The organism is Tolumonas auensis DSM 9187 (assembly GCF_000023065.1).
In the GTDB taxonomy this organism is placed as follows: domain Bacteria; phylum Pseudomonadota; class Gammaproteobacteria; order Enterobacterales; family Aeromonadaceae; genus Tolumonas; species Tolumonas auensis.
Genome location: NC_012691.1, coordinates 816,752 through 829,185, shown reverse-complemented (window position 1 = coordinate 829,185; position 12,434 = coordinate 816,752). Strand labels below are relative to the sequence as shown.

Genomic DNA, 12,434 nt, shown 5'->3' with positions numbered 1-12,434 from the left:
ACTCCTTAAACAATTAATGGCCGCTCAATCTCAATGCTCTGACGAACGACCATTTTATGATCGCTGTTCTTTTGCGCGGTGGCTTTAAACCCTCTGGCATACGATTTCCCATCAGGGATATCCAATATCATGCCGGGTAGTATTAAGCCGGTGTCGGTGCTGGAAATTGGCAGCTCAATGGTATCGAGGCTTCGGTTCAAACTCTCGGCCAGCAGTTTGGTGCCTAATGCTCTGGCACCATCAACATGGGTCATTAGTGCATTATTGGTGTCAGCCAGCAGTCGTTCTGCTCCGCTGCCTGTGCGTTTCACTCGCGCGGTGATCCCTGCATTCCCGCCAGTTAACCAAACCCCATTCGCATTCGTACCATATTCCCGCTTACGACCACGGTTGATCATGATGTCTGCCGGTATTTGAACATCGGCCAATACCCCATCTAAATGCCAAGGTGCGGTCTTATATTTTGGTAAAATGGTCATGTGACGATTTACGCGATCTGGCATCACAAAGGCCCCTGCCGCTTCGGCCAGTTCGGTGATGATATCCATTGGTGCTTTGTTGCTGTAACTCCATGCACCACCCGGCACTAACCAATCAGCCGCCTGCCAGTCTATCGTCCAACCGGTGATCAGCTCCTGTTCGGCAAGCTGGATAATGGTGCGATCTTGTGTTTCTGCATAACTGGCAGGAAGCAGGATGGAACTGGACAGCTCTTTCGTCCGACTACGGCCTGTGACTGTCGCACTTTGACTGTTCCAAGCCTTGTTATCGCTCCAGCCATCGACTGACATGCGCCATTCATAACCATTGATAGTGATGATCACCTCTTCGCCGTCCAGTGCTTCAGCAATGGAAATCAGCGGCACGGTGGCCGAGAACTGCCATGCCCAGCTATCATCGTCGTAATCGATGCTGACGCTGGTTGATGGAATTTCTAATCCGTCGCGGGCTCTGACGATAGATGCCGTGTTACTCACCAGATATACCCTCCGGATTGGAATGATGCGGGCAGCACCGATATCGATCCAGAATTCCAGATCGGTATTTAACTGACGTTCGCGGTAAAAATTGAGGTTAACATCGCCAATATTAAGCGGTAGCGTGATGGGTGGCAGTGTATGGTCACTGACACCGGGCAATGGCCATACAGCTTCTTCATACAGCGCGAATGATTGTTTTGCTATCCAGCGCCCTTTGCGGATCAACTGACGTTGCAATGACACATCCAGCCAGCCCGGCGCTTGCGATTGTTCTGTTCTATCTCGGTGGTTTCGTGGCAATAACAGCCAGAACGGAGCAGATGCTGAGTGACCACAACTAATGGCTTCTGCGTGTTTCTCTATCCGACTTTTATGCGCTTTTGGCAAGTCGCGATATAACCATTCTGGCCGCAACTCAGATCGCGCGGCTTCGGCATAGCGCTCGGTTTTTTGCGACTGCGCTCTGGGTATTAAACCAAACGGATAAGCCGATTTGGCATTGATGCTGCTGGCTTCCTGCCATTCAACTGGCTTATCCGATGGCGTTCTGGCACCCATGTGCCAATCACTAATGCCCGGCTCATGGTGAGCAGGTTCCGCCTGTTTTGCCCAGACATTGCCGCCGTAACCGGCGGGGTCACGATAGACATTGATGTCGTAATTACCACTGCCATGAAAATGCATCTGGTTCGAATCAGTCGATATAGCACCGGTAATAATGTAATCAGCAGGAAGATGACCGGAGACCGAATTACTATGAGCACTAACCGTTGAGGTTAGAATTAAGTCAGGATTGAGATCAGCCTGTGGGGCTGCACTATTGCCAGATAGGTTCGCACTAAGGATGATGGTGCCAGCAATAGCCGTTACCGATGGGCTTGACCCTGCTGCGATTAAACCGCCATAAATGACAGTGGCATTGATATCAGCAGATGCCGGCTGATTGGTTGCGGCAATAGTCGCGACATAGATTGTTGCGACATCAGGGCTGGCCCCTAAATCAAGGTTAACCGGCCCCTGTTCTGCGGCAGATTGCCATAGGTCGAGATTGACCGGTTCAGACATGAATTAGGCCTCGCTGATTTGCCCTGCCGTGATACGAACGTAACTGCCCTGAATGAGAGAAACAGTCGGCAATTCAATATCAGCACCGCTGCCTGCCAGCCCCACCGACATATCAGCAATGGCTACACCATCCCCATTTTTCAATCGTGCCCAGGCGGCTTGTCCAGTCGCTTGCACCATCTGTTCAGTAATGTTGGCCAGCGTCAGAGTGCCGTTCGCAATCGTTGCCGAACATGGCTTTTGCAATTGCATTGCTACTAAGGCTGTCTGCGTTGTTATAGCGCCAACCCCAACAGGTGCGGACCCAGTAAAAATAGTCAGTGAACCGGCAGAACTACTGGCATCAATCTGGTTCGCCAATGCCTGTGCGCGGGCGTTCTTCACCGCCACCGTGTAAGTCATGGTCATGGGTATGCCTCCGGTGTGCGGCGGTCAGCACCAACCGGTGCATATTTGTATTCGTTATTGTCATAGGCATGAATGGCATAAAGCCCATTGATGGGTAAGCTATCAAAACGATAATACCCACTGGAACCGGATAACGTTTCAGCAACCAGATTGAAACGGTCATCGAGGCAAATGACATGCTGACCAACAGCGGGTGCTGTTTTACGGGTGATAACACCTTCAATAAATCCGAAATCTTTACGCAGGGGTGGTGAATTCAGCATGGCGGCAGTAGTTACGCCATAGGCTTTTTCGGCAGTTTGTGAATCGAGTTGTTTACAGCTGTTTTCTCCAGGCCAAGCCTTGTCTTTGGTTTCACCATTTGCAAACGTCAGTCGCATTGGTAGTGATTTTGAATATATATTTAATCCATCTATTTGATACGAAATGGAATGTACATTAATAGAACCTTGGTGCGAGAAAATGCCTGGCAATGACAAGCGATATGATGCATTTGTAATATCAGCTACTAATGAATCATTCACATAGAACTTGTAATTATCAGCTGTTTTTATACATTTAACTCTTCTGCGCTCTCCGACGTTAAACGATGGATTGGATAACTGAGTGAAAGAACGCACAACCTGAGAACTCATACCGGAAAATTCCATCACTTGCCAGCCACTATATAGGTGTGCAAATCGCAACCCATATAGTCCTTCACCGTTAGTAACTATAAAAATACCTGTATGTTTTAGATTCATTGGATCACTAACTAATTCAATGTCTGCCTCAAAAGTCATCACATAGCTATTATCAGCAATCGGTAATCCAGTAAATATCCATGCAATGGTTTGACTAGTTGGGGAGGTTATAGTGACAGCGCCTAATGATTGGCTAAAAACTACACTAGCGTTATTTGAAAACTCGCAAATGGTAGTAGTTACAATAGATGGGGCGTCATTAAAACTATCTAAATATTCGTAACTCATCGCCATGGCCCCTTGATATCGAAGCCAATTAAGCGAGGATTTCCGCCAGCCTCTTCACGATTAACCAATAACAGACGAATTAATTTTCCTGTCAACCCAGGTAAATTATTCAGATTAGTTTTGTCATAAGCTGACGGTGATGCATAAGGAACAACGATGCCGGGTAGATTCCCACGATATGAAAGATCATCATACACAGGCACGGGGTCAGTGCTGACATAGAAACCATTATCAGCAGGGTTAGGGAATGACATCCCTTCACCAAAATAAGTGTTTAATCCTTTCCAATATGCCGCAACGCTACCCGGCATCTGGTGATAACTTCGTGCGATATGTTTATGGTTTGAATTTGAAAATGACAAAGCCTGATTATGAAATGTATAACCACCATTTTGCCAATAACGATCATTGGTCAGCACGGGATACCGTGTCATTAAACAGAAGTAATTATCTCCGGGTCGAGTGCTGTTGCCATCTCCGAACATATAAAAACCCCGGTTGTTATTCACAGCATAGGCAGGGAGGAAATAAATCATCCGGCTGTCACCAATTAATTCCCAGCGTGGTGTTGCATAGCTGTGCGAACAAGGCCATCGATAATCATTTACTACGGTAAATGTGTTGATATCTGCAGGGTTTTCAATCATCTGCACTTTAGCCAGATAACCGTTGTAATTATTCCAGCCACTCCAAGCACTGTTATCGATATACATCCGTAATGGCGTTGATGCAGGGGCCGTACGTTTAAAAATGATTTTATAGTTAGCCGCATCTTCAAATTCAACCGCCCATCCCAGTGACGGTATTTTCATGCTGAGCGTACCGGTCGCATTGGCTGCTGATGGCGTGCCGTTATCTAACCCCATGACCACATTCGTACTGGTTATCGACAACACGCGGAATTCACCGTTAAAGCCTGATTCGTTGGCGCCCGATAATTCAACTACTTGATCGACTAAATATTTATGCCCAGCAGCCACCGTAGCCGTAATGGTTTGCGTTGCACTGCTATAAACCAACGATGACACTGATTTAATACCAAACCCTGTGACTAACACCGATTTCAATAAGGCAATCAGCGAACCGGCAACTGTGGTATGGGCAGCGCCAGCCGCACCGGATGACAAGAAAGCAGCACCTTCCATATCAGAGGAATACCATTTAACGGGAAACGTCATTATGTTCTCCTGTGCTTATGCAGCACTTGTTTGATGTTGTTCAGTCAGAATGGTTAGTGCAGATTGAATTTCCGGCGTAGTAATTGCGTGTTCACCGTAAAGCCGGCGCTGTTCCTGCAATAACCACAACTCAAAATCTCGCCCTAACCACCATCCGTCATGGCCGGTATGAACCATGTATCCGATGGCGATCAGCTTCTCGTACATGCCCATGACCGGCTCCGGTTAATCTTTATTTATGTTGCCGCGCAGCTGCAGGGCAAACTCATCGCTGTCCACCGCCGCTTCCGATTGCAAAATGGTGCGGGCTATCCAGAACGGCGCGTTTGCGCCATGCAGGTTAAAACGCAATACGTTGCCATTACTCCATCCAGCACCCCACGCCAGCGGATTGATACTGAAATAGGGTGTCTGGGTGTTTGGATTTATCGGGGCGCAAATTTCATTGATAGAGCCGATAGCAATCAGGCCAAGGTGCTCACCGATCACGTTAAAGCCGGTGCTGCTGGTGAAAATCAGCGCGAACCGCTCTGTAATAGCACCTCGATTTTTAACGGTGATTGGATAATCAGTGGCATTGAATTGCGCAGTAGACTGGCTACCAATAAGTGTGTCACTCCAGACACTTGTCCAGGTTTGTTGGTCAAACACATCACTGATACGTGCCCACAAATCATCGATAATGAGCGCGGAACTGACGTAGGTATCTGCCGGGTCGTAGTTATGCGATAACGGTCTAGCCAGTGTGAGGCGACCACTGATTTCCACATCGGTGATCATGCTCATGTCTTCGACACGGTGAACGGCTTCCAGCGGTTGTGCATAGCCGGTTAAATCCAGCGGTGTTGCCAGCGTGACCTTGCCATGATCCAGATCGACACTGTATTTGCTGGTTGGCACGGTCAGGCCGTTGGCATCTTCCAGCCAGCATTTCGCCAGACGAGTACGGCCCACATCCAGCAAATAACCGGCAGTGACATTGTTTGGAAATGGGGTGCGCTTGGTGCTGTGAATGATACCAATGCCGCCTTTGCGCAGGATGGGCACTTTCCCATCAGTCGGCAGACGCACTGGGTCAAGTTTGATGATGTCAGCATCAAGCGGCAGGTAAGAGTAGGTCACACAGTTAAAGCGCAGGCTATCCGCTTTAACCTGCAACGGCATCCAGATATTGCCGTTCACATCGACCAAGTCTTGATCGTACCATTCCGCCGTCAGGTTCTCTGACGCCTTCACCAGATAACCGAATTTGATGTATGCAACACCAATTTCCGCGTCGAATGTTCCCTCAAAAATATCTGAGTTTATCCGGCCATCTGCGGGCACTGTGACATCATGCAAAACACCAGCCGCATCCAGACACTGGATATACAGTGAGCCGGCACGAACCGGTGCGCCCGGTGTGCGGAAGGTAATATCCGAAACGGTATGATCATCGAGATAAGTCAGCATCGATTGCACGACCACATTGGTATTGGTCGCGCCAGCCGTCCATGCGGTTATTTTGGCAATACCGTTGTTGTAATCAAACGTGCCGGACTGCTCACCACTGCCGGTCAGTGGGTCGATGTTGCTGTAGAGATAACCCAGACGGTCAATATAGGTTCGACCACCAAAGGCCAGTCGCACCGAGCCGGTCGCCACGGTTTCACGGCTGTTCGGTGTAAAATCAAAAGTCAGGTCATCCAGCGAAACAGTCAGATCATGCTGGTTTTCATAACGAATGGACAGATAAGCACATTTGGTTAATCCGGGAGCGCGCACACTGCAGGCATGGTTTTCGGTGGCGGTTGATGTCCAGACCCACGTCCATGATCCGCTATCGCGCTGATAGTCGGTGCCCGTCCAGCGATATTCGTATTTTTTAACACGGAATGCGGCAGACGTAGGCGCATTGATCACAAACGCACCGGTGCTGTAATTGATAGTGCCGAGCTGTGCTTTCGTCACTGAATTAAGCAGGTGACCATTACTATCATCAATCAGGCTGATCGTTACCGGATTGACTATATCAACCCCATCACCCACATCAAGGATCAGTGTAAATACCGCTTGCCCAGGAATAAGCGGCACATCGGGAATAATACCGCTCACGGTATTACCGACCACGGATAGAGAAATATTGCTCAGATCGGCGATGGTCTTATCACCGACCTTGATCCACTGATAGCGGATAGGCGTACCAACCGGCGGCAACAGCTTCGGAAACATGGAAAATCGACCAGTGACATGATCAACGTTGCCGGTTGCATCGCCACTGAATACCCCATTCACATCCGCTGCCGCTGTTTTAGTGACAGCATCAACCACCCATGAGGCAGTGACGGAGCCTGCAACAATCGACCCCTGCTTGGTTATCGTCATTTATAAAATCCTTACGCAGATATAGCCAGCAGCGGCCATTCGTTAAAGGTGATGCCGTCGCCCAATACGCCGGACACCCCCGCTTGTGTTGTTGGTGTGTTCGCTCGATTAAACGAGGTGGTTGGGCTGCCCCAGGCAAACAGAATGGATGAACCGGTATCGGGTAATGCGCCCAAGGTCATCATGAGAGAGCCGGTCGAGAAGCTGATGGTGCCAGAGCCGTAAGATGCATCGGCGCCGTACAATTCCCCTTTCCCGTTATCAACCAGGTCGTACCATTTCCCCTGCGCCATGAAGCTAACAATCAGTGAGCCCGGATCGGGTATAGGTCTCAGCGTGGCGGTGTAGGCATAACCACGCGTGTTCTCATTGATGGGAATATTCATGGTGTCGCTGATGCGCGACACGCTGCCGGCGGGTTTGAAGGCAATCGTTTTGGTAGCGGTGCCGTAATCAGGACATTGAGAGTTGAACGACACGACGCCGCGCTGATATTCAATGCTGCCGACGACTGTGCCGCCCAATACCATCTCGCCACCGGAATCTTTTATGGTGGCCGAACCAATGACAAAACTGACACTGCCCGGTTGTGCGGCATTGCCGAGATACCATGATTTGTTTGGGCCAATGGCTACTACAGTCTGGGTGGTCACCACGCCGTTATCGGATGGCGTCAGCGTACTGCTCTGCCCGCCGGCCGTCAGATCAATAGCTGGCGTTTCGGTGCGGGAAGATGGCACCAGTTGGGTAAAAATCGTTTCGGCATAACACTGCATGCTGCCAAATGCCGCTGCTGATTTTAATGGCACCGTGCCGAAGTATTCCGCCGCATCGGCAACCACAGTTTCTCGGAAACCCGTTTTCTGGGCTTCGTTGTCATACGGCGTTGGCGTGTTACCTTCAAACGTAAAGCGCAATGGATCAGAGATTTCAGCAGTAACGACAGTGCGAACAAAGGACTGACCGTAACCGGACACCAAAAATTCACGCTCTTCTGAACTGACTTTGGTGATGCGAACATATTGCTCAAACTCGGTCGATTTACCTTCATCTCCGACCAGATCTAGCGTCTCACCAACTTCCGGAAGGCGTTGTTGTTTGCGCTGAAAGAAACGGATCGCACGCTGACCTTTAATTTGCGTGTCATACAAATAACCCTGCCAGCGCGGCCCGCGCGCCAGATAGCGCTCCATAAAATCACGTGCAGCAGCCCGTTCGTCAAAGTGGTCTTCGGTAGAAAACAATGTGATCGCCACATTGGGATCAGCCGGCGGTTTCAACACGGCGACATACGAACCGTAATAGACATCAACATTATCGGTATCAATATCCAGAAAGGCTTTACGCAGATTGACGCGACCATATGAGCGATCGAGGTCGGAGATATCAGGAAACAGACTGTTATGCTGACCGGTCACGACTTCCGTGCCAGTCATGCGCCCACCGCCGTCATCGGTATCGGCTAATCGTTCAGAGGCAAGGAGCTTGATGTCGCCTTCAAGGATAGTCATACCGCAACCTCCATGAGGTTCAACGTAAACTCATACGGATCATTAATATCCGGGTCGGATACGTCGCCAATTAACGAATTTGCGGAAACACCAGGGCGTTTAAAAATGACGGTCTTAGTCTGTCCATCAGATAAAACCAGCGGCATTTGATGATTAATCAGCGCTTCAGTTGTTTTTAACTGTTTAACCAAAGCAAGAGTTGCGATCCCTTTCAACGTTATTGGGCGGCCAGCCGGCACTGCGTTTTCTTCAACAATAATCGCGCCAGTCAGCGTTGGGGTTATTGTCTGAGCAACAGGCGAAAAATCTAATTCATCAGTCCAGACAACATCGTCCGGCAGGATTAAATTATCTAAAGTTGGTGTCGTCACAATAAAACTCTGGTGAACATATTTGCTCACTAGTTTGCTCGCGGGCGCGCGTGGTTCGTGTTTATGCTGGGTTACATATAAATCATCTTGTTCTCATTCCATGCTGTTTAATTAAATTTAAAAGGGCATTTAAATCAGATTCACTATTTACACTAACCTCTGCATTTCCAGCTGCACTGGTTAATTCAACGGTTATCTTTTTATTTGATTCAGATGTGGAAGAGCTGGCAGTATTTGAATTATTTGATGAAGTCGTATTATTTGAAGCCGCATTTCCCGCAGCTGCTGCTTTCTCGGCAGAAATGGTTGCCAGCTTCTGGTTGTGGATTTGCTGCGCCAGCTGCAGTGCTTCTCTCATATCTGCGATAGATTTTGAGTCTTTTAGCGCGCGAGCTTCTTCCAATTTAGCGTTCAGATCTGCGACTTGTGCCTGGTAACGTCGGTTTTCGATAGATACCTGGTTGTTGCTCATTTGGTCCATTTCATCACGCAAACTGTTCAGCGTGGATTGGACGGATGAATTCAGGCTATCCATCTGCGATCTGGCAGCAGAGATAGCAGAACGCAGTCCAGACAGATTTTGCTCACCAAGTTCTTTGTATTTTTTGACTGCGCCTTCAGCTCTGTTTATCAGAGTTTCTGAAGGGTTTGAAGCTAATGCTGTTTGCAGTTTTTTAATCTCAATGGTTCCACGAGCTGCATTCTCATAAAACTTATATGTTTCTATGGATGCTTTATTAATTGACAGCATCCATTGTCCAAAGGAATCAGGGATCACGCCAACAGTGTGTCGCAGCCTTTGAATTGTCGCGTCCTGCTTGTTAACTTCTTTATTCAAATCCGAAATTGACATGCCCATATATGTAGACGCTTTACCGGCGTCAATCATCTCTGATTTAAATAATGCCGTTTTAGCCGTAGCAGTTGTGACAGCAGTTGATGCCCCTTCAGCGTTACGCTTGGTGTCGTAAGCAAAAACATCTTGCTGTTTAGCTGCGGTTTCTGCTGCCGCGCCAGTTTTATTTAAATCACTTTTTAATTTTTCGAGCGCACCACTTAAACCCACCGCCGCCGCTTTTGATGCCAGCAATGGATCTGGCAATTTGCCTGCGGCATTAGTTGCATTTAAAGACGCAGCCGCGTACTTCATGAACGCAGCTTGTTGCTGCTCTAGCGATGCATCACCAGAGTTTGCTATTTGGTCATAGGCTGCTTTGGCTTCTGCTTCCATTTTTTCAAATGCAGCGGTTGATGTGATACCCAGCTTATTAAACGCATCTTCCAAGTTGTTAGACTGAAGTTTGTTTGCTTCGAGCGTTTTGAGGGTTTTATTAAGTTCTGTATTTACCTCACCGACTTTAACGGCGTACTTTTCAAGACCGGTTGTTCTGTATAAATCCTCATATGCTGCTTTCTGCTGATTCAATAAATCAACATACATTTTCATGCCATCGGCATTTGTCGTTGATAGTTTCTTTGCAGCGTCTGTGGCTTTGCCTAATGATTCAGCATATGCATCACCAACCAGTTGTCCGGCAGAATGCATTTTTTCCATGTCTGCCAGTAACAGTTCTATTTCTGCTTTGTTCTTTGAGCTGCTGAATCCCTTTGATAAAGCTTCAGCAATGGCAGAACCCGCAACATTCCCCTTTTCCATGACTAAATTTAAACCATCATGAATTTCAGTTACCGCGGTCCCCACTCTTCCAGACGCTTGTTCAGCATCAATACCTAGTTTTGAAAAAAACTCGCCGACCTTATCTGTAGAACCAGCCGCCGCGTCTTGAACGTCATTTGAATTACTTATTATTTTTTGGGATGTTTGATCTGACTTGTCACTAGCATCCTGCATTGAGTCTTTCATGGCATTAGTCGCGGTTTTATGTTCCCCGGCTAATTTCGACGATGCGTCCGCAATGTCTCCCATATCTTCTTTTGCTGCTGCAGCAAATGCATCAAACTCAGCTTTGATCGCGCCCGAGGCGAATCGTAACTTTCCCGCCAGACCATCTAAATGAAGCGCCTCGGCAGCGGCAGCCATACCATCCAGCATTTTGGCAAAGCCCAACAAGGGAACCATAGCCGCCGTGGCCGCAGCTTTAATCGACAAAGTAAAGGTATTAAATAGGATCCTTAAACCTTGAATAGTAAAAGTAGTGGCATTAATTAACCCATCAAAGCTGCCACCGATATTTAATATGAACCCTTTGGTGCTCTCGCCCGTTTTTACTAAGAAATCGGAAATCTGCTTTGCATATTTATCAAGGCGACCATCATCAACCATTTTCTGAACTTCGTTGTTCAGAGAAGATAACTGATCTTTCAGCCAATCTAACGCGCCAGATTCGGCCACCTTTCGGTAGAAAAGGTCAATGTTATCTCTAGCATTTGAGACCAAACCAGACAGAGTTCCCATATTGGCTGCTGCGGAACCTGCAGCCCCTTTCCCAATTTCATCCATGAGCTGCTTGATAACATCACGGCCTAGAGCCCCCTGCTCTGACAATCGCTGCAACTCATACGTGTTTTTACCGGTAGCTTTAGAAAGCAAATCCCATGCAGGAACGCCGGCTTCAACTAATTGCAGAATTTCATCACCCTGCAGTTTTTGTTTTGCCCACGCTTGTCCCAATGCAAGCGATACCTGTTGAACACCTTCGAAACCTTTACCGAGCTTATATGATTGGTCAACTACGGCCTGCAGCGAACCATCCATAGGATCAAGGCCAAACGCTTTCAGCCTGGTAAATGTTTGTGTCACTTCATCCAATTGAAGCGGTGTTTTACGGGCAAATTCCTGGATCCATTTTGTTGCAGCTTCGCCAGACTCTATGCTTCCCATCACTGCATTCATCTGTGTTTGCAGTAATTCAGCTTTATCACCCTGGCTGAACATTTCCTTAATACTTTCGGTGATTTTATTAATACCGAAATAAGCTCCAGCCATCGCCAGCAAACGGGTGGTTATGCTTGCCACCTTACCGCCAAATGTTTCAGCCGATGAGCTGACGCCGGTCATGCGCTGACCGAGCTGAGCCGTTCTATCTACTGTCTGATTGATTTCCAATTGCAGACGATTTTGCTCAGATGCCAGACTACTTACATTGATATTATTTTGGCGGAGTGCCGTGTCCAGTTTGGTATGTGTTGCGGATTGCCGCATCAGCTGAGACTCCAGCTGCTTCACTTCACCGGCCAGCATCCGTTCTTTTTCAGCGAATTGATCAGAGGCCGTTCCGGCACTATCTTCACTTTGCTTTAGTGCATCAAGCTTAGCTTTGCTTGCTGCAGTAGCCACTTCAAGCAGTCGCAGAGCAGCTGCTGACTTATTGAAGTTATCAATCAAGTCACGCTTCGACGATAACTCATCCAGCTTTTCAGCCAAGACATTAGCTTTCTGGCTCACTTTTTCAGAGACCGGGCCAATATTACTGACCTCTTTGGTCATTGCTGAAATATCGTCTCGACCAGAAACTTTAGCCGCGATTTCTAAGGCTAATTTTAAATTCTGATTACTCATTGAATGCTCGATAAACGGGGTTTACCGCCAATTTAACGAACGTTTAAAAGTGGGTGGGGTTATGGT

At 47.9% G+C, this 12,434-nt stretch carries 9 protein-coding genes; all 9 read right to left on the bottom strand.

Annotated features, from left to right (window positions below; genetic code table 11):
* Positions 1-5: 5 nt before the first annotated feature.
* Positions 6-2,045, bottom strand: coding sequence for a hypothetical protein (locus TOLA_RS16310; RefSeq protein ID WP_012728984.1), 2,040 nt, complete (start codon positions 2,043-2,045; stop codon positions 6-8).
* 3 nt (positions 2,046-2,048) lie between these two features.
* Positions 2,049-2,453 carry a hypothetical protein gene (locus tag TOLA_RS03875; protein ID WP_012728983.1) on the bottom strand — a complete coding sequence of 135 codons (405 nt, stop codon included), beginning with the start codon at positions 2,451-2,453 and terminating at the stop codon, positions 2,049-2,051.
* Positions 2,450-3,424 carry a carboxypeptidase-like regulatory domain-containing protein gene (locus tag TOLA_RS16615; RefSeq protein WP_012728982.1) on the bottom strand — a complete coding sequence of 325 codons (975 nt, stop codon included), beginning with the start codon at positions 3,422-3,424 and terminating at the stop codon, positions 2,450-2,452. The genes TOLA_RS03875 and TOLA_RS16615 overlap by 4 nt, the downstream gene beginning before the upstream one ends.
* Positions 3,421-4,569, bottom strand: coding sequence for a hypothetical protein (locus TOLA_RS03865; RefSeq protein ID WP_148210415.1), 1,149 nt, complete (start codon positions 4,567-4,569; stop codon positions 3,421-3,423). The genes TOLA_RS16615 and TOLA_RS03865 overlap by 4 nt, the downstream gene beginning before the upstream one ends.
* 48 nt (positions 4,570-4,617) lie before the next feature.
* Positions 4,618-4,815, bottom strand: a complete 198-nt coding sequence (locus TOLA_RS03860) for a hypothetical protein (RefSeq protein ID WP_012728980.1) — start codon at positions 4,813-4,815, stop codon at positions 4,618-4,620.
* Between the two features lie 12 nt (positions 4,816-4,827).
* A complete protein-coding gene (locus TOLA_RS03855; protein ID WP_012728979.1) occupies positions 4,828-6,966 on the bottom strand; it encodes a hypothetical protein in 2,139 nt (712 codons plus the stop codon).
* Between the two features lie 11 nt (positions 6,967-6,977).
* A complete protein-coding gene (locus TOLA_RS03850; protein WP_012728978.1) occupies positions 6,978-8,477 on the bottom strand; it encodes a hypothetical protein in 1,500 nt (499 codons plus the stop codon).
* Entirely contained in the window at positions 8,474-8,848 is a 375-nt protein-coding gene (locus TOLA_RS03845; RefSeq protein WP_148210414.1) for a hypothetical protein, read from the bottom strand. Before TOLA_RS03845 ends, TOLA_RS03850 begins: the two co-directional genes overlap by 4 nt.
* 82 nt (positions 8,849-8,930) lie before the next feature.
* Complete coding sequence (locus TOLA_RS16305) at positions 8,931-12,368, bottom strand: tape measure protein (RefSeq protein ID WP_012728976.1); 3,438 nt, start codon at positions 12,366-12,368, stop codon at positions 8,931-8,933.
* Positions 12,369-12,434 lie beyond the last annotated feature (66 nt).